This window comes from Magnetospira sp. QH-2 (assembly GCF_000968135.1).
In the GTDB taxonomy this organism is placed as follows: domain Bacteria; phylum Pseudomonadota; class Alphaproteobacteria; order Rhodospirillales; family Magnetospiraceae; genus Magnetospira.
Genome location: NZ_FO538765.1, coordinates 3,460,975 through 3,480,971, shown reverse-complemented (window position 1 = coordinate 3,480,971; position 19,997 = coordinate 3,460,975). Strand labels below are relative to the sequence as shown.

Below are 19,997 nucleotides of genomic sequence, written 5' to 3'. Positions count from 1 at the left end.
TCTATACGGTGGTCATTTACCTTCCGTCGAGGCGACTTCAAAAACGTTCAACAGGGAACCGAGCGTGTTGTAGACCCGGTACTTGGCAAATTCGTATTGGACCCGTGCATCAAGAAGATCGGTGCGCGCCTGGAATAGCTCGTTTTCCGCATTGAGCAGATCAAGCAAGGTTCGCGCGCCCACTTGGAATTGTTGATTGTACTGAACCAGCACCTCTTCGGACTTGGTCATCCGCTCTTGCAGGATCGGAACGTTCTGCTCCATGGTTTCCAGAAAGGACATGTCCTCGGAAACCTGCTGTTCCAACTGACGGTCCAGGCTGGCCTTGCCGGCCACGGACTCACCCAACAGGGCAACGGCGCGGCGGCGCTTGGCTTCGTCGGATCCCCCCGCGTACAGGTTCCAGGTGAATACCACCATGGCCCGGGTCTCACGGGAATCGCCGGAGCCCTCGCGGAAATTCTCGTATAGGCTCTGAGAAAGCTCCAAATCCACCAGCGGATAGAAGTTGGCGGTATTGGCTTCGATGTTTTCCTTGGCCGCCAATTCGGTGGCGGCAACCGCGCTTAGGGCCGGGTTCTTGGCCCGGGCCTCTTCCAAGGCCTCGGTATTGGATTTCGGTGTGACCATGCCGCCAAAGGGCTGGAAAGTCACCTCACCCGCCTGTGTCCCAACCAGTTGCAGAAATGTCGCTTCGGCTGTGGCGACCGCGTCCTGGGCTTCGTTGAGACGAACCTTGGCCGCATCGGTGCGCACCTGGGCTTGCAACACGTCGGCCTCGGTGCCGCCGCCCTGTTCGGCGCGGACGACCACCAGATCGGTCAATTCGGTGTGACGATCCAGATTACGGCTGGCGATGTCCCGGGCTTCCCGGGTCCGATAGACTTCCAAATAGGCTTCGGCGGCTTCCAGGGCTTTGTTCTCGCGGGTTTCGCGCAGGCGTTCCTTGCTCGCCTCGGCGGTGAATTCAGCGCCGCTGACCTGGCGGCTGGCAAAGTTGCCGTCAAAGATCGGTTGGGTGATTTTGAAGGTTATGCCTCCGCGCAGGCGGTGATCTGTCTCGCTGGTGAAATTCTGGTACCCGGCCTCGCCCTCCAGGTCCACAGACGGCAAATGTCCGGCTTTTTCCACTTCGATGGACTGGGCGTCCACTTCGTGGCTGGCCCTTGCCCGATCCACATCGGGATGGTGGGATACGGCGCGCGTGACGGCCTCCTGGATGGTCATGGCTTCCTGCGCAGAGGCTCCTCCAGCAGCTGTACTTGCAGCTACCAGCGCCCCGACCGCAACGGCCAGCTTCAACTTAAACATCCAACCCCTCCACCAAAGATCCTTCAAAAGGAAAGCCATTGAAATTCCGTCATATTAACAATGACTTTCCCACTTTGGTCGTTGTACCCCACAGAGGTTAATTATTCAACTTTTACCGCATCTTGCGCCAAAAGCGTATCCAGGTCGGTCTGTACGTCTTCGAGGGTGGCGACACTCTCGAAGGCCTCCCCTTCGCCCGAGGTATTGACCGAGACCACCGTATCGTTACCAACTACCTCAACTTTAAGGTAATTTGCCAGTTCATCGCCATCGGCGGAGGAGTAATCCAGGAGCTGGCTGAGGTCCAAAACATCGGAATCTCCTTCGGAATCGGCGCCGCGAAGGGTGAAATCCTTGATGACATCATTGCCGGCTTCTGTTGCATCATTGCCACTCATGCGGAAGGAATCGCTGCCGTCGCCGCCGGTCAGGACGTCATCACCCGCGCCGCCGGTGATCAGATCGTCGCCCGCGGTACCGGTAATGGTATCGGATCCGCCGCCGCCTTCGATGCCTTCGACGCCGGTCATGGTGATACCGGTGAAGTCCAGGTTATCGGCGTTGTCGGTGCCGGTGATCACGGTAGCGTTGCCGATGATCTCATCAATGCCGATGATATCCGACCCGGCGCCGACGCCATCGAGTTCAACTTCGGAGACTTCCGCGCCGGTAGGATCGACGAATTCGAGCCGGTCGGTGCCTGCGCCGCCGTCCACTTGCAGATCGACGCTGTTGGCCGCATCGACCATGAAGCTGTCGTCTCCGGCGCTCCCCACCAGGGGCACCGCCACCGGCGGCTGGCCGTTCAGCAGATCAGCCACCGAGACGGTGATCTCGCCAGTGGTTTCAACCGTGCCGTCGGAGAGGGTATAGGCAATGGTCACGTCGGCTGAGGCCCAACCATCCGGTTCCCCGGCATAGAAACTGCTGGGATCGAACACGATCAGGTTGCCGATGATCGAGACCAAACCCACACCACTGCTGATTTCCGCCCGCGACAGGGTCAGCGGATTGCCGTCCGCATCACTGTACAAGGAGGCCACATCGATGTTTGCGGTGTTGCTTTCATCGGTGCTGTAGGCCGTCTGCGCCCCGGAGAGCAGTTGCGGTGCATCGTTGGAGCCGATCAGGGTGATGGTGACGTTCTGGACCGCCGAACCACCGGCACTGTCGGTCACCGTGACCCCAAAGACCTGGGTCAGGACCTGGCCCTCGGCCAGATGATCCATATCCGCGTCGTCGACCGTATAGCTCCATTCGACGGACCCCGCCGCACTGAGGGTGGCGGTCATGGTGCCAATGGCATTGCCCGGCGCGCCCACCGAGACCGTATGGATATCGGTCGCATTCGCGTCGCTGAAGGACAGGGCTCCCTCGGTGACATGAGTCACGCCTTCCGGCCCACCCTCGTCGTTGAAATGGACAGTCTGGGCCATGACGCCCTCCTGGGAGCCATCAACCTCGTCGCCGCTCCAGGTGACCACCACCGAGCCATCGGCCAAGGCGGTGACTTTGGGCCGGAGGGTATCGCCGTCCAAATCCGCTGCCCCGTTGACGGTGAACTCGCCGCCGATGGGAGTGCCTTCGGCATCGAAGCGTTGGCCCTGAACGGCTGTCGCGTTGCCGAACATGGAAGACCAAACCACCACGAAGCCACCGTCGCCGTAGGGAGCGATGGAAGGTTCGTATTGCACCGATTGGGTGGTGGTGTTGACCAGGAACTCGCCGCCGACCTTGTTGCCTTCGGCATCGAAACGCTGGCCGGTGACGCCGGGGCCGTTGGTGTCCCCGGGAGCATGATAGCCGGACCAGACCGCGACGAATCCGCCGTCATTCAGGCCGATGATCGCCGGTTCCGATTGCTTGCTCCCGGTCATGGAATTGACCAGAAACGGGCCGCCGACCTTGTTGCCGGTCGCGTCGAATAGTTGCGCGCCCACGCCTTCGCTGGACGAATCGCCAGGGATGTCGCTTGCACTCCAGGTGACCACGAAGCCGCCACCGGTCAAACCGGTAACCGTATCGTTGCGCTCGCCGTGATCGAGGGAGCCGCTGGAAGCCACGCTGAAGCCCTCGCCCACCGGCTGACCGTCGGCGCCGAATGTCCGGCCTTCCAGGGACCGGTAATCGGAAACCCAGGTGACCACGTAGCCGCCGTCCGCCAGGGCCGCGATGTTGGGTTGATATTGTGTGCCCTCGGGGTCGGCGTTGGCGTGCTGCAAGCCGCCCACCGCGTTGCCCTCGGCATCGAACATCTGAGACCGGACCTCATAGTTCATGGAACCGGTCGACCAATCCTGGCTGTACCAGGTGGCGACGAAACCGCCGTTGGCCAGGGCCGCCACGTCGGGTTGATTTTGGGTGCTACGGGTTTCGCCGACATTGACCACGAATTCGCCGTCGATGGGGGTGCCGTCAGCCTCGAACCGCTGACCCTTGATCCCCTGGAGACTGCCATCGAATCCTTTCCAGACCACCAGATAGTCGCCGTTGGCCAAGGTGGTGATGGAGGGGTGTTCCTGACCGTATCCCGTCTGGGTATTGACCACCACCGGTTCGTCCACCTCGTAGGGAACGTAATTCTCAATCCCCTCGCTGACCTGGGCTGCCAGGTCGCCGCTGCCGAAGATCGGCGGATCATTGTTGATGGTAAGAGTGACATAGGTTTCCAGGGGATCACTGTCTCCCTGGCCGTCGTTGACGGTAACCGTCACGGTGCGGGCCTGCGAAGTGGGATTGGCGCTGGTATTGTCGAAAGTCACCGAACGCAGGGCTGCCTGATAATCGGCCAAGCTGGCGGTCCCGGTCAGGGTCAGCACGCCGGTGGTGGCATCATAAGACCCGGAAATCCCGTTCTGATCCGAAAAGTCCAGAACATCCCCGCCTTGCTGGAAGTTGGTTTGGATGGCCAGGGTGGCGCTTGCCAGGGTCGCGCCGTCCACGTCGCTCAGGAGCAGGAACGGAGAGACTTCCACCGCACCCTCGCCTTCGATGAAATCCACCCGGTCGGTGGGATAGGTGAAGCGCCTGGCCTCGATCTCGCCATCCTGCCACACCGTAACGAAGCTGCCATCCGCAAGTTGGGTGACCGCCGACAGTTCCTGCTGGCCCGCCGTATCGGCGTTGATGCGGAACTCCATGCCCACCTTGTTGCCGTCTGCGTCGAACCGCTGGCCGAAAATGTCTTCGTTGGCGGTGCGGTCGTAGGATGACCAGGTGACCATGAAACCGCCATCGTCGGTCTCGCTCAGGGATACCTCTCGTTGATCGCTTAGCAAGGTGGCATTGATGCGGAACTCGCCGCCAACGCGGTTGCCGTCGCCGTCGTACATCTGCCCGGAGATGCCGTCCAGGCTGCCATCCGGAGATTTCCAGGCGACGACGAAATTGCCGCCATCCAGGGACACGATGCTGGGCGCGTATTGGTAGTTGTAGGTCGCCGAATTGACCAGGAATTCCGGCCCGGAGGGGTTGCCGTCGGTATCGAAGATTCGTGCGGAGATACCGTAGCCGGAGCTGTCGCCCGGGGCATTGTCACCAGCCCAGGTAACCACGAACCCGCCATTGGCCAGGGTGGCCACGCCACTGTCGTACTGCCTTCCGGTCGTGGACGTGTTGACTTGCAATTCGCCGCCGACCTTGTTGCCTTGGGCATCGAAGACCTGTGCCCGCACGTCCTCGCGGTCGCTGTCGCCATAGCCGTCCTTGCCGTGCCAGGAGACCACGAAGCCACCGTCGGCAAACGTGTCGATGGCGGGTTGTTGCTGAATGCTTTCGGTTACCGTGTTGACAACGAATTCGCCGCCGACCTTGTTGCCGTCGCTGTCGAAGCGCTGGGCGGCGATTTCATAGCTGCTGGCCGCGACCCCGTCTGGGCCCTGGCTGGCATAGGTGACCAGATAGCCGCCATCATCGAAAGCCACCACCTGCGCCATGGCCTGATTATAGGTCGTGCCGGTATTGACCAGGGTCTCGCCGCCGACCTTGCCGCCGTCCGCATCAAATCGCTGCATGAAAACGTCATTGGAAAGGCCACTGCCAGGGACCGTCTGCGAGGTCCAGACCACCACATAGCCGCCATCGGCCAGGGCCGTGACGTCGGATTCCATCTGATCGCCCGCCGTCGTGGTGTTGACTGTCACATCGTCGCCAAAGAACTGCACTTCGTTGGCGGCGCTGACGATCGGCACATCGTTCGTGCCGACAATGGAAACGGTCACATCCTGGTTCACTGAGGCGCCGCTGGGGTCGGTGACGGTCAGGGAATAGACCTGGGTGACGGTTTCGCCCTCGGCCAGATAATCCAACGCCGCATTGTCGACGCTGAACGACCATTCCGCCGAGCCCGGGTTGCCGTTGGAGGCCTGGGCGGCGATCTCGACGCTCATGGCGCCCAATTCGCTGTCCGCCGTTGTGCTCTTCAGGGCGATCTCGACCGTATGGGTATCGGACATGTCTTCGTCTCTGTAGGCCACGGTGCCATTGGTACTCAGCACCGAGTCTTCGATGATGGTCTCTCCCGAGGTTGCGCCGACCACGATTGGGCCGTCGTTGCTTCCCGACAGGGTGACGGTGACAACCTGCGAAGAGGCTTCGCGGTGATCGTCCGACAAGGTCAAGGTGTAGGTGCGCGTGATGGTCTCTCCGACCGCCAGCTTGTTTACCATGGCTTCGTCGGCGGTGTAGGTCCATTGCACAACGCCCTGCCCGTCGCCGGTGGCGGCATCGGTGATGGTCGCCGTCATGGTCCCGAAGGTATCGGCCTGTAGGCCACCCTCATAGTCGACAAAGATTTCGTGGGAGTCGGCCAGATCCACATCGGTGAACGGCAAAGTACCCTCGGCGGTCAGACTGCCGCCCTCGGTGACCGAACCACTGAGAATGCCGCCCGCCGTGTCGGCGCTGGGCATCTCGAAGAGGCGCGCCGCGATGCCGGATTCCCACCGGTCGCCGGTGGCCGGATCACTGCTGGCCCAGGTGACGACCAGGCTGCCGTCATTCAACTCGGCTAGCTTCGGCATCACCTGATCCCGGTCCGCATGGACGTTGACGGTGAATTCGCCGCCCACGGGATCGTCGGAGGCATCGAACCGCTGGGCAACGATATCATAGGAGCCGTCGGCGGTTTCATTCCACCAGCCAATGACATAGCCGCCATCGGACAGAGCGGTGACATCCGGATACGATTGGGCGCCTTCGGTTGTTGTATTGACAACGGCTTCACCGCCGACCTTGTTGCCCGAGACATCGAAGCGCTGGGCATGGATGGCATCGTCACCGAGGCCTTCTAGGGTTTCGGTGGCACTCCAGGTGACCAGGAAACCGCCGTCGGCTAGCGCGGTGACGCCGCCCTGGTAGGTATAGGCACCACTGACGGTATTGACGGCGAACTCGCCGCCCACCGGCGTGCCGTCGGCGCCATACATCTGCCCGGCAATGGCGTTGGGTATGCCTTCGCCACTCGACCAGGTGACCACATAGCCGCCGGAACCCAGCGCGGTGATCATCGGCGCGCCCTGCGTGTCGGCGGTCGTGGTGTTGACCTGGGTCTCGGTGCCCACCTTGTTGCCGTCGGCATCAAAGCGCTGTAACGAAATCTCGCCCCAGTCAGCCGCGGCTTCGGGGTCGGCGTCCATCCAGGCGACGACAAAGCCGCCGTCGGCCAGGGCCGTGACCTCGGAGGAGTACTGCTCCGATGGAATATTGGTATTGACCAGGAAGGGTTCGCCGGTGGCATTGCCGGACGCGTCATAGCGCAGTCCGTAGATGCCTTGTTGGTCCGGGGCCTCCTCGCGCCAGGTCTCGGCATTCCAGGTGACCATGAAGCCGCCATCGGCAAGACCGGTCACGTCGGCGTCGTAGGACATGCCGTCCCGCCAACTGGTGACGCTGATCTCTTCGCCCAGCTTGTTGCCCAGCGCATCGAAGCGCTGCGCCCGGATAAAGGCTTCCTCGCCGCCTTCCCCGTTGTCCAGGTGTTGCCAAGTGACCACGAATCCGCCGTCGGCCAAAGCCGAAACGGAAGGATTGGTTTGTTCGCCCCAGGTCTCGGTATTGACCAGGAATTCCTCGCTGCCCGATACCGCGGCGCCGTAGAGCACCGGGGCTTCGTTGGACCCGTTGATGGCGATGGTCACGTCGCGGCTGTCGGTGGCGCCCTGTTCGTCGATGACGGTGACCGTATAGACCTGGGTGATGGTCTGGCCTTCGGACAGATGGGTCAGGTCGGATGGCGCGACCGAGAAATTCCAGCCGATCTCGCCCGCGTTGTCGCCGGTGGCGCCATCGGAGATGATGGCCCTCATCTCGCCCAGTTCGTTGCCGGCGGTGGTGCTTTTCAGTTCCACGGAAACCGTATGACTGTCCAAATCATCCACGTCGGTAAAGGCGATGGTACCGTCGGTGGCCAACATGGTAACAGGAATGAATTCGAGAGTACGCGCAAAGGTAGAGTAAACGGAATCCCCGTTTTCGTCCATGCCGCTTTCGCTTTCCCAGGTGACGACAATGCTGCCATCGGCCAGGGTGGCGAACGAGGGATAGCCTTGGAAGCCTTCGGCCCCCGTGTTGATCAGGAACTGCTCGCCGGACGGGCTGCCGTCGGCATTGAACAGCTGCCCGGAAACGCCGCCATCGTCGTCGCCGGGCGTACCCCAACCGCCCCATGCGACGAGGAATCGCCCGTCGGGCAGGGTGGTCACGGCGGGATCGTATTGATTGGCGTAGGTCTCCGTGTTGACCAGGAACTCCGTGCCGATCTTATTGCCATCGGCGTCGAAGCGCTGCCCGGAGATACCGTCCCAGCTATCATCCCCCGGCGCAGAGCTGCTTTGCCAAGTGACCACGAATCCGCCGTCGTCGAAGCTCTCTGTCTGGTGGTTACGCTGAACGCCCTCGGTCGCGGTATTGATCAAAAACTCGCCGCCGACAGCGTTGCCGAGGGAGTCGTAGCGTTGCCCGGCGAGGCCATAATCACTGGTGTCGCCCGGGTTGGCGGAAGTGGTCCAGGTGACCACGAAGCCGTCATCGGCCAAGCTCGTGACCTCGGTGTCGCTCTGATAGTTGGCGTGATAGGTCCCGACGGTGAACTCTTCATCCATCGGATCACCATTGGCATCGAACAGGCGGACGACGATGTCGGTGCCGCCCTCGTCCGGCGTTTCCCAAGTTACCACGTAGCTGCCGTCGGCCAGGGTGGTGATATCCGGATACCGATGTCTGCCTTCCATGTTGGCGTTGATGGTCGTCAGGTCACCATCCGGATTACCGTCGGCGTCGAAACGCTGCAAGACGATACTGCTGGAAGTGTAGTCCCCTGCGCTATTAAGGGTGTGCCAGGTGGCGACGAAACCGCCATCGGGCAGGGCCGACACGGCGCCGTTTTCTTCATCCAGGTCGGGAGTCGGGGTATGAAGGGTGAACGGGCCGCCCAGCGGGTTGCCGTCGGCGTCATAACGCTGCCCCATCAGGTCCGAGGGGGAATCATCATCGCCGCCTTCATGGGCGGTCCAGGTGATCAGGTAGCCGCCGCCGGCCAGGGCCGTCACGTCACTATAAACCTGGCTGCCGCCCTCGTTGCCGACCGCGAAGGCCTCGCCGGCGAGAAGCGTCATGTTGTCATCAAGAAGATCGCCGTCGGTCACCGAGCCCTCGAACGGGCCTGGCGTGCCATAGGTGATGGTCAGGTTCAGGTTGACGTCATCGAAATCTTCGTCGCCGCCCCGGGCTAGATCCTCCCAGTTCATGTTGCCGATGGCGTAAGAATCGCCCTCGTGATCGTAGTTATTTTCGTTCAAATCGGGATTATTGAAAAGCAGGCCGCCCCGCTTCTCATGGAACTGAAGGACAGTGCCGTCGGCATCCAATGCCTGCCATTCACCCGCTTCGTTTTGGCTGAAGGTAACCGGATCACCGTCGTTGATATCGTCATTGCGACGGGCGCCATCGGATAGCAGGAAGAATCCGATACTGTCTGCATCCACGTTGTCCATGGTGAAGATATCGCCGACCGTATGACGCACGTTGGCCCAAATGATTTCGCCTTCCACCGGATGGCCATTCTCGTCCATACGGTACCAGCCAATGGTATTGGCAAAGGCTGCTTTCATTTGGCCCATATTCTCAAGGGTCAGGCTGTCATTGTTGCCGGGGCCGGGGTCGCCTTCGATAACCGGGGCATCGTTGGTGCCGACGATATTGATGGTCACGTCCTGGGTGGTGACGGTGCCATCGCCATTGGTCACGGAGATCTGATAGACCTGGGTCTCTGTCTCGCCCTCTTCCATGTAATCCAGATTGGTATCGTCGACGGTAAAGGTCCAATCGATGGCCCCGGTGCCCGTGCCCTCGGCAAAGCCAGCGGAGAAGGATCCCAGTGGGGTGTCCAGCGAGCTGCTGACCATGTTGATTTCGATGGAACCGCCATCGCCGGTATATTCCAGCGTTCCGGAGCGGGTAAGGATATCGCCCTCGTTGGCGAACGGATCGTCTTCGGCGATTTCCTTGACCGAAACGGCGTCATCGCCTTCGAGTTCCGGCGGTGTGTCCGGGTCGCCGGCCGCTGCCGCGTCATCCTCTGGGATCGGGTCGCCCAACTGGCCTTCCGGTTCGCCGATGGCCGCGCCAATGCGGCCTTCGAACGATCCCAGTCGGTTCTGGTCCAGATTGTCCAACAGGCTGCCACCCGCCGGGTCGTCGCCGCTGCCGCTGGTGTTCTGGCCTCCGGCGGCGGTGGCGAAATCTTCAAGGCCACCGGCTTCGATCTCGGCCAATTGTTCCAGATTTTCGATGGCGATGGGTTCGCCGCCCTCTTCGGGGATCAATTCAATGGCATTGGTGCCCGCGCTCATTTGTTTGGCCAGGTCGCCTGCCGTGAGTTCGGTTTCGTCGGCAAAGACAAAGAAGATGTCGTCCGAATCCTGTCCCAAAATAAGGGTGGCCGGGTCGATGCCTTCGACGATGAGAGTTTCACCGGGGGCGAGAGCTATCTTGGCGCCATCGGCGATAGTGACTTCGCGTAAATCGCCGGATTCGCTGCGAATGAGAACCTTGATAGCCATAACACCCTCCACATAAACGGGACGCCACCAGGTATTGGCGGCTTCCGATTATTGTCGGTCGGCCAAGGCTCATTCGCAAGTCCGAGGGTGTTTCCAGGATATTTCTGAACGGGAAATGAAGAGCTTAGACGCCGGTAACCGGCCAGCCGCATTTGTATCCCACATGGGGCTCGGTCAGGATGGCGCCCTTATCGAGTTTCTTTCGCACCCGGCTGACGAGAATATCCACCGCCCGATAGGACGCCGGGCCGTCGCCCACCGACACGGCATCCACCAGATTGTCGCGTGAGATCACGCGACCATCGGCCTGGGCCAGAATCCATAGGAGTGAAAATTCCGCGGGGGTCAGATTGACCTTGGCCCCCGACCTGTGTCTGGCCAGCCTGCGGGACCGGTCGAGGGTAATTTCGCCAACCAGCAGCGCATCCTTGCGACTGCGCGGGTCGTTGCGCCGAAGCAAGGCACCGATGCGGGCCACCAGTTCCCGAGGGTCAACGGTCTTGGGCACATAGTCGTCGGCCCCCAGAGCAAAGCAGGCCAGTTTATCATCCATGCCGTCGCGCGAGGTCAGGACGAGAATGGGGATATCAGATCTTGCTCGGACCTTTCGAACCAAAACGATCCCGTCTTCGTCGGGCAGGGTCAGGCTGATGATGAGCATGGATAAGCGGTAGGTATCCATCTGTTTGAACAGATCGGCGCCGGTGGGCACGGCCGCCGCTTCGAAACCATTCCCGGCGAGATGGGCCGCGATGGTGGCGGCGTAACTCCGGTCATCTTCGACCATTAGTATTCTAGTGTTGCCCATGGTCCCCGACCTGCCTCGTTCTTAGATTGGCCCCCCTGGCCAAAAAAACCGTATCTCTTTGATTCTGTATCTAAGTAAACCATAGGACACCTTTGCCAAGCCTACAAGCGGCTCTGATATACAGAAATATTAGAGAAATATTGTATTCATTTGTTTAGAACGGTTCTGACTAATTGCGGCTTCCTTCTCTCCAATCTAGCCAGGGGAAATATAAGAGAAATATTACGGTGCTTGGAGATATTGGCAATCCGGTTATACTTTTTTTGATAACCGAGAAGGACGGATCAAGATGATGGGCAGCGGGAAGAGATCAGCAAGGCAATGGATTGGTTTCCTATTGGTTGTGCCGTTTTTATGGCTGCTCTGGGCGCCGGGTAGCGCTCTGGCACAAAAGGCCTCACCCAAAAAAATCTCATTGGCCGTCTGTAGCGATTGCGTCCCGTTCCAGTTTTTGGATGCGCAGGGCAAGCCCACCGGGCTGATTATCGATTTTTGGCGCCTGTGGTCAAAAAAGACCGGCATTAAAATAGATTACAAAGCCGCCACCTGGGGCGAGACCTTGGCCATGGTGCGCGACGGCAAGGCCGACGCCCATGCGGGGCTGTTTTATAACAAGGAACGGGATGTCTATCTGGATTACGGCAACGACCTGACCAAGACCGACACTCATGTTTTCTTGCATAAAAGCCTGCCGCCCATTGCCGATTTGGCCGACCTGGCCGCCTATCGCGTGGGGGTGATGGCCGGGGACTATGTGGAGGGATACCTCAAGGCGCGCCTTCCAGCCAGCAGCGTTGTCGGTTACGAGAACTATGCGGCGGTCATCGGCGATCTGAAGACGAGCAAGTTGCGGGTATTCGCCGGAGATACTCCGACCGGCATCTATCACTTGAGGGAAGAAGGCATCCTGTCGGACTTCAATTTCTTCGATGCCCTGCACCTTTATAAGAACAAGTGGTTCGTGGCGGTAAAGGATGGCAACGGTGGCCTGCTCAAGATCATCAACCAAGGTATGGACAAGATCGCCGCGAGCGAGAAGCTGAAGGTTCAACGGCGCTGGGCGTCGGGCCAGAACAAGGGGGATGATGCTCTGATCATCGCCATTTCCCGGGCCTATCCGCCGTTCACTTTCTTGAATGCCCAGGGCAAGCCCGCGGGTCTCTTGGTGGATATGTGGCGCCAGTGGTCGGAGGAAACCGGACGCAAGATCAGCTTTCTGAGCAGTAGTTGGGCCGACACCCTGGACGCCTTGCGCAGCGGCGAGGCCGATATTCATTCCGGGCTGTTCAAGAGTGCCGAGCGCGAAGAATGGATGGAGTTTTCGCAAGAATTCTACGAAGCGCCATCAAGCGTCTATGCCCTGGCTTCAACGGGAGCAGTTCCCAAGCTGACCGAACTCGATGGCCAAAAAGTTGGGGCCGTGGCCGGTAGCTATCAAGAAACCTATCTGAAGAAGAACTATCCAAGCATCGATGTGGTTTCGACCGATGATCAGGTGAGCAGTGTCCAAGCCTTGATGTCGGGTCGCATCGTGGCGTTTCTGGGCGAGGATCCCACGGCCCTGACGGCCATTGAACGCATGGGCGCTCAGGGCGAGGTTCTCAAATCCGAGCGGCCCATGTTCTCGGACAAGATTTATGCCGGCGTGCTTCAAGGAAGGCCTGAACTGACCAAGCTTGTTGACAAGGGATTGGCCAGCATCACACCGGAAGAGTTTCGGCGTATGGAAACCAATTGGATTGCCGATCCGGCCAAACGGCTATATCGCGACGACAAGCCTGCCTTGGATCTGACCGATGAGGAAAAGGCCTGGGTGGCCGCGCACCCGGTATTGCGCATTCACAATGAATCCGATTGGCCCCCGTTCAATTTTTATACCGACGGTAAACCGCGCGGCTATTCCATTGAGTACATGAATTTGCTGGCCGACAAAATTGGCGTGAAGATCGACTACAAGACCGGGCCTACCTGGGGCGAGTTCCTGGGCATGATGAAAAGCAAAGACCTGGACATCATGCTCAATATCGTGCGCACCCCGGAACGCTTGAAATATCTGGCATACACCAAGCCTTACACGTCAAACCCGAATACCATCCTCAGCCGCCGGGACAACCCTTATGGGGAAGATCTGACCAAGCTGTACGGCAAGACCGTGGCCCTGCCCAAGGGCTTCTTCCAAGAAGAGATCCTGCGCCGGGATCACCCGGAAATCAAACTGCTGCTGGTCAAGGACGTGGCCGAGGCCATGAAGGCGGTGTCCTTTGGCAAGGCCGATGCGGCGGTGGGCGAACTGGCCGTATTCAAGCACCTGATCGGTCGCGACATGATGACCGATCTGGTTATTTCCGGCGAGCTGAAGCTAGGCGGAGATGACTATGCCGCCTTGCGCATCGCCACCCGCAAGGAAGCGGACATGCTGCCGCTGATCCCGATTTTGGAAAAAGCCATGGAAGCGGTCACGCCGGAAGAGCGAGACCAACTTCGTCGGCAATGGATCGGCGGTACCGGCGCTCCGATGCGCTCGGAACTCAATCTGACCCGCGAGGAAAAAGCTTGGATCAGCGAGCATCCGGTTTTACGCATGACCGCGCTCAAGGATTGGCCACCGTTCGAATTTCGCGGCGAACGCGGCGAGCATACGGGGATTGCCGCCGAATTGGTCCAACTGGTGGGGGATCGCTTGGGCATCCGATTCCGGCCTGAATTCGACGAATGGGACTTGCTTCTCGGCAAGCTCAAGGACCGCAAACTGGATCTGGCGCCTTCCATCTATCATACCCCGGAACGGGAAGCCTATCTGCAGTTCACGGATTCCTTCCTCAGCCTCTATGACGCCATTGTCACCGCTGACAACATCAATGACGTGGAAACCGCCGAGGATCTCAAAGGCCGCACCGTTGCCGTGGAGCGTGGCTTCTATACCATCGAAATCCTCAAGCGGGACTATCCGGAGATCAATTTGCTGGTGGTCGACAATACCACCGAGGCTCTCAAGGCGGTCTCCACCAACAAGGCTGATGCCTATATCGGCACCCACTATGTGGCCTCTTACCTGATCAAGAAGTTCATTCTTCCCAATCTTAAAGTGGTCGGCTTCTTCGGCGACGAGGCCAAGGCCGTCCATATGGCCGTGCGCAAGGACTGGCCCATCTTCAGGGATATCATGAACAAGGGGTTGGCCTCGGTCACCAGCGAGGAACGACAGGCCATCCTGGAGAAGTATATCACGCTGGATAGTACGGCGACGCCCGATGCCGGAATCCACAAGCTCATTGATCTGACCGATGACGAAAAGCAATGGCTGAAGAAGCACGAGACCATCCGAATCGGTGTGGACCCGGCTTACCCGCCCTTTGAGTTTCTGGATGACAAAGGGGCCCACGCGGGCATGGGGTCGGATTATGTCCGACTGGTAAGCGAACGCTTGGGTATCAAGATGAAAGTGGTGCCCAGCCGGACCTGGACCGAAGTCATCGAAGGCGTGCAAGATGGATCGATCGATGTTCTGCCAGCGGCCTTTTCCACCCAACCGCGCCAGTCATTCCTGAATTTCTCCGAGCCCCACACCACATTTCCGTTGGTGATCATCACCCGCGACAATCATGGCCTGGTTGCCGGTCTGGCGGACCTGAGCGGGATGAAAATCGCCACGACGGTCAACTATGGCGCCACCGATATGGTGCTGGCGGAAAACCCCAGAATCGTCCGCGTGGACCAACCCACGCCGCTGGCGGCCCTGGAAGCCGTTGCCATTGGCGAGGCCGAAGGCACCATCATGAACCTGGCGGTCGCCAGCTATTTGATCAAAAAGGGCAATCTATCCAATCTCAAGATTGCCGCGCCAGCGGGTCTTAAGATGCCCGGACTGTCATTCGCAGTGCGCAAGGATTGGCCGGAACTGGTTCCGATTCTGAACAAGGCTCTGGCCTCCATCACCCCGGAAGAGGAAGCGGCGATCCGCAACAAGTGGGTCAGCGTGGACTACACCACGGGTCTCGACATGACCCTGGTCTGGCAGATCGTGGGCGCGGGTTCCGTAATCGTGCTGATCATCATCATCTGGAATCGCCGCCTGCGTCGCGAGGTGGTCGCCCGGCGCCGGGCCGAGGAAGCGGCGGAGGCCGCCACCCAGGCCAAGTCCGATTTCCTGGCCTCCATGAGCCACGAGATCCGCACGCCCATGAACGCGGTGCTCGGCATGACCCACTTGGCCTTGAAGACCAGCCTGTCGCGGAAACAGCGGGAATACCTGGAGAAGATCCATTCCTCCGGTGAAAGCCTGTTGATGCTGATCAACGACCTGCTCGATTTCTCCAAGATCGAAGCCGGGAAGCTGAGCATGGAGGACATCGATTTCCAATTGGACAGCGTCATGGAAAACGTCTCCAACGTGCTTGGCCAAAAGGCACGGGAACAAGGGCTGCAACTTACCCTTTCGACGCCCAAGGACGTGCCTCCGGTGCTCAAGGGCGATCCATTGCGTCTGGGGCAGGTGCTGATCAATCTGGTTAGTAACGCGGTCAAGTTCACCGAACAGGGTGAGGTCGCGGTTTCCTGCCATGTTGAGGAGCTTTTGAACCGAAGAGTCAAATTGGAATTCACCGTCCGCGACACCGGCATCGGCATGTCGCCGGAGTATCAGGCCAAGCTGTTCACGGCATTCACGCAGGCCGATACAAGCATCACCCGCAAATACGGCGGCACCGGCCTCGGGTTAACCATTTCCCGACGACTGGTGGAAATGATGGATGGTGATATCTGGGTGAAGAGCGAATTAGGAGAAGGGACGACCTTTACCTTCGTCGCCTGGTTCAATTACCAAGAATCGTCTGACGGACTGTTCCAGAGCTATCAACTGGATCCGGACATGCGCGGCATGAAGGTTCTGGTGGTGGATGACAGCGAGACTGCCCGTATCGTGTTCCGGGAAACCCTGGAAGATATGGGTTTCGCGGTGTCCGCGGCGGCCTCGGGCGAGGAAGCCCTGGACATGTTGCGGGAGGCCGATGGCGGCGATCCGTTCAAGCTGGTGGTGATGGATTGGTACATGCCTGGCGGGATCGACGGGGTGCAGGCCACGCGCACCATCAAACAAGAGGGCGGGCTGACCCATATCCCTGCCGTCATCATGGCCACCGCCTCCGACGTGGAGGAAGTGCAAGACAAGGCCGAGGACGCGGGCATCGACGGGTTCATGCTCAAACCGGTCAATCAATCGCTGTTGTTCGATACCTTGATTCAGGCCATGGGGCCGGGCAAGGGGCACGGTGCACGCTCCGGCGGTGCCAGCCGTTTCGAGCGGGATGCGCGTCGTGTTCTGGCCCGGCGGCACTTCGTCTTGGTGGAGGACAACGTGATCAATCAGCAAGTCGCCGTCGGCCTGCTGGAGAATGTCGGGGCCTCGGTGGAGGTCATCGACAATGGCTTGAAGGCGCTGGAGGCCTTCCTCAATCCCCTCGACCCGATCCGCTGTGACGCCGTTCTGATGGATCTTCAGATGCCGGAGATGGATGGTTTCGAGGCGACCCGGCAAATTCGCGCCACCGAGACCTTTGTCGATCTGCCGATCATCGCCATGACGGCCAACGCCATGGCCGGGGACCGGGAGCGCTGTATCGAGGCGGGCATGAACGACTATGTGGCCAAGCCCATCAATCCCGATACTCTCTACGAGGTTTTGACCAAATGGGTCGGACCCCGGGATCCCGATGACCAGCCTTCCTTCACCCCCTTGCCTGACCATGAGAAGTCCGGCGCCGATGCGGAACAGGCACCGGTTCTGCCAGCGGAACTGCCGGGCATTGATATGGAACAGGCTCTGGCTAGCGTCGCGGGCAAGGAAAAGCTGCTGCACAAACTGCTCCTAACCTTCTATCGGGATCACAGGGACGACGCCAAGACGTTGCGCGCCGCCTTGGATGCGGGGGACCTGGCGCGGGCGCAAGGCATTGCCCATACCCTAAAGGGCCTGTCCGGCACTCTGGGCGCCATGGCGCTGTTCGAGGCGGCCAAGGCTCTGGACGCCGTGCTCAAGGAAGACCGCCGGGACGATGACTTGCTCTGGGCCTTGGAACAGGCTTTGGCGCCTGTGTTGGACGGGTTGCGGACCCTGACCGAAAGCGATCAGGAAGCGTCTGAGCCGGTCGAGGCCGATTCGGACTTGGCGCCGCTGCTTGACCAACTGGCCGGGGAAATTGGCAAGATGTCTCCCAAGGCCGAGGAAACAACTCTCGAATTGCAGCAACGGTTGGGAGACGACGCGCCGGACGAGGTGCAAGCCCTGGTGGCTCAGATCGAGGATGCGGATTTCGATGCGGCTGAAGAAACCTTGGCAACGCTCCGCGCCGGTTTGCGAGACACTTGATCGGTAAAATGGTTTAGAATAACGATCTTCAAGATAAGATCAGGGTAAAGCCATTGCGTACCGATGAGAAAATGACCGTGCTCATCGTGGATGACGAGAAGATTATCCGCGATATGCTGGCAGACTTGCTGGACCCCTATTGCGAGATCATGGTGGCCCGCACCGGCGAGCAGGCCTTGAAAGCGGCCAACGCGACCCAACCGCCAGATCTGGTCCTGCTGGATGTCATCATGCCGGACATGGATGGCTACGAGGTCTGCAAGCGCCTCAAGGCCGACCCGATCACCCATGAAATCCCGGTGATCTTCATCACCGGTCTGACCGATGTCAAAGAGGAAACCAAGGGATTCGATCTGGGTGCCGTTGACTATATCGGCAAGCCCATTTCACCGCCGGTGGTCATCGCCCGGGTGCGCACCCATTTGCGGCTTAAAAGGCAGAGCAATCTGATCAAACAATGGGCGGTTCGCGATGGTCTGACCGGGATCCCCAACCGCCGGGCCTTCGATGAAGGCAGCGAACGGGAATGGGCCCGGGCAACCCGTGCCAAGTGTCCCCTGTCATTGGTGATGATCGATGTGGATTTGTTCAAGCCTTTCAATGACAACTATGGCCATGGCGCGGGGGATGAATGCCTGATCAAAGTGGCCAAGGCCATGGCCGATTGTATTCACCGACCAGGCGATAGTCTGGCCCGGTATGGGGGCGAGGAGTTCGTCGCCATTCTCAATGATACCAATGTGGAAGGGGCGGAAGTCATGGGGCAGAATTTTCGCCGGGCGGTCGCCGCGCTCAATATCCCCCATGCCCATTCCCCGGCCGCCGATCATGTGACGATCAGCGTGGGCGGGGCGACCTGCGTGCCCACGGATCGCACGACGCCGGAAGCGCTGCTGAAGGCGGCGGACAAGATGCTTTACGAAGCCAAGGATGGCGGACGGGATCGGGTCATGGTCAGCGCCTTCGATTTGGGTTGAGCCGGGCGCGTCCTCGCCATAGGGTAACAGGAGCCGCCGAGGATGGGGCAAACTAGAGGGGCAGTGTGATGACCACCGTATTGATTGTGGACGACGAAGAGGTCATCCGGCTGCTGATCTCGGATATTCTCTCTGATGAGGGATTCAAGGTGCATACCGCCAATGACGGCAAGCAGGGGCTTGAAGCCGCCCAGACACTGCGACCGGATCTGATCTTGTTGGATATGGCCATGCCGCAAATGACCGGTTTCGAAGTGGTGCGCAGACTCAAACGGGATGAGGCGACCCGGAGAATACCGATTCTCGCGGTGACCGCCGCCGATACCCAAGCGGATTTGGACGAGCTGTATGAAAGTGGCTGTGACCGCCATCTGTCCAAGCCCATCCGGCCGGACATGCTCCTGGAAAAGGTCAAGGAACTGTTGCCTTGAGGCAGCGCTTGATCGGATGACCACAGGTAGAGTCTTTTATTTTTGTCGGCATGAACAAGATTTCCACTCGGTCCGTAGCGGTATCACTGCGACAACGTTCAGAAACCCTTGAAAACCCAGTACCCGAAAGCGCAGAATAGGCGCCGATCTTCCGTGGTATGTCCGCTGCGTTCCGTTTAGCCGGACCCCATGGTCGATCCGTCCAAAAGATAGGAGACCGGCTGATGTGTACCACATGCGGATGCGGCGGCGGCGGCGCCCGCGTCGAAGGCAAAGCCCTCGATCACGCCCATGACCATGGCCACTCTCATCATGACCATGCTCACCACAGCCATGCCCCAGAGACCGAGACTTCGCGCATCGTGCAGATCGAGCAGGACATCCTGTCCAAGAATGATCATCACGCCGCCCAAAACCGTGATCTGTTCGCCCAACGGGGCGTGTTTGCGCTGAACCTGGTGTCATCGCCAGGCTCGGGCAAAACCACCTTGCTCACCCGTACGTTGACCGACCTTCAAGGCACCCTGCCCATGGCGGTGATCGAGGGGGATCAGCAGACCGACAACGACGCCGACCGCATCCGCGCCACCGGCGTTCCGGCGGTGCAGGTCAATACCGGCAAGGGCTGCCACCTGGACGCCCATATGGTCGGCCATGCGGTGGGAGACCTGAACCCCGCCGAAGACAGCCTGCTGTTCATCGAAAATGTCGGCAATCTGGTCTGTCCGGCAGCTTTTGATCTGGGCGAGGCGCACAAGGTGGTGGTGTTGTCGGTGACCGAAGGCGAGGACAAGCCGATCAAATATCCCGACATGTTTCATGCCGCCGACCTGATGCTGCTCAACAAGGCGGACCTGCTGCCCTATTTGACCTTCGATGTGGCGCGCTGTATCGACTATGCCCGGCGGGTCAAACCGGATCTCCAGGTCTTGCAGGTCTCGGCCACCAGCGGCGAGGGCATGGATCAATGGTATCAATGGCTGCGCGATGGTCTGGGCGCGGCGCGCTCTGCCTCCGACGCAGCCCAATAACCAACGAGGACTTTCC

Annotated in this window: 7 protein-coding genes; 4 read left to right on the top strand and 3 right to left on the bottom strand. The window is 59.8% G+C overall.

The features are described from left to right. Window positions 1-12 precede the first annotated feature (12 nt). The 3 genes from MGMAQ_RS16305 to MGMAQ_RS16295 all read right to left on the bottom strand — a co-directional run bounded on the left by MGMAQ_RS16305 (window position 13) and on the right by MGMAQ_RS16295 (window position 11,157). Complete coding sequence (locus MGMAQ_RS16305; RefSeq protein WP_158498883.1) at window positions 13-1,311, bottom strand: TolC family outer membrane protein; 1,299 nt, start codon at window positions 1,309-1,311, stop codon at window positions 13-15. Window positions 1,312-1,412: 101 nt separating this feature from the next. Beyond that, complete coding sequence (locus tag MGMAQ_RS16300) at window positions 1,413-10,370, bottom strand: VCBS domain-containing protein (RefSeq protein WP_046022384.1); 8,958 nt, start codon at window positions 10,368-10,370, stop codon at window positions 1,413-1,415. A gap of 124 nt (window positions 10,371-10,494) precedes the next feature. Then, complete coding sequence (locus MGMAQ_RS16295; RefSeq protein WP_052716480.1) at window positions 10,495-11,157, bottom strand: response regulator transcription factor; 663 nt, start codon at window positions 11,155-11,157, stop codon at window positions 10,495-10,497. Window positions 11,158-11,521: 364 nt separating this feature from the next. Between MGMAQ_RS16295 and MGMAQ_RS19860 the strand changes: the two genes are divergently transcribed. The 4 genes from MGMAQ_RS19860 (at window position 11,522) to hypB (ending at window position 19,981) form a co-directional block, all read left to right on the top strand. Continuing rightward, entirely contained in the window at window positions 11,522-17,542 is a 6,021-nt protein-coding gene (locus MGMAQ_RS19860; protein ID WP_158498882.1) for a transporter substrate-binding domain-containing protein, read from the top strand. 71 nt (window positions 17,543-17,613) lie between these two features. Continuing rightward, entirely contained in the window at window positions 17,614-18,519 is a 906-nt protein-coding gene (locus MGMAQ_RS21565; RefSeq protein WP_046022383.1) for a diguanylate cyclase domain-containing protein, read from the top strand. A gap of 68 nt (window positions 18,520-18,587) precedes the next feature. Further along, window positions 18,588-18,950 (top strand): response regulator, encoded by a 363-nt coding sequence (locus tag MGMAQ_RS16280; RefSeq protein ID WP_046022382.1) that lies wholly within the window; start codon window positions 18,588-18,590, stop codon window positions 18,948-18,950. Window positions 18,951-19,174: 224 nt separating this feature from the next. Continuing rightward, on the top strand, window positions 19,175-19,981 hold the full coding sequence (hypB, locus tag MGMAQ_RS16275; RefSeq protein ID WP_046022381.1) for a hydrogenase nickel incorporation protein HypB: 807 nt from the start codon (window positions 19,175-19,177) through the stop codon (window positions 19,979-19,981). The last annotated feature ends 16 nt before the right edge of the window (window positions 19,982-19,997 follow it).

Excerpts from the sequence above, each read along its gene's own strand:
- hypB (WP_046022381.1), top strand. The coding sequence starts at position 19,175 with ATGTGTACCACATGCGGATGCGGCGGCGGCGGCGCCCGCGTCGAAGGC.
- MGMAQ_RS16295 (WP_052716480.1), bottom strand. The coding sequence starts at position 11,157 with ATGGTCGAAGATGACCGGAGTTACGCCGCCACCATCGCGGCCCATCTC.
- MGMAQ_RS21565 (WP_046022383.1), top strand. The coding sequence starts at position 17,614 with ATGACCGTGCTCATCGTGGATGACGAGAAGATTATCCGCGATATGCTG.
- MGMAQ_RS16300 (WP_046022384.1), bottom strand. The coding sequence starts at position 10,370 with ATGGCTATCAAGGTTCTCATTCGCAGCGAATCCGGCGATTTACGCGAA.
- MGMAQ_RS16305 (WP_158498883.1), bottom strand. The coding sequence starts at position 1,311 with ATGTTTAAGTTGAAGCTGGCCGTTGCGGTCGGGGCGCTGGTAGCTGCA.
- MGMAQ_RS16280 (WP_046022382.1), top strand. The coding sequence starts at position 18,588 with ATGACCACCGTATTGATTGTGGACGACGAAGAGGTCATCCGGCTGCTG.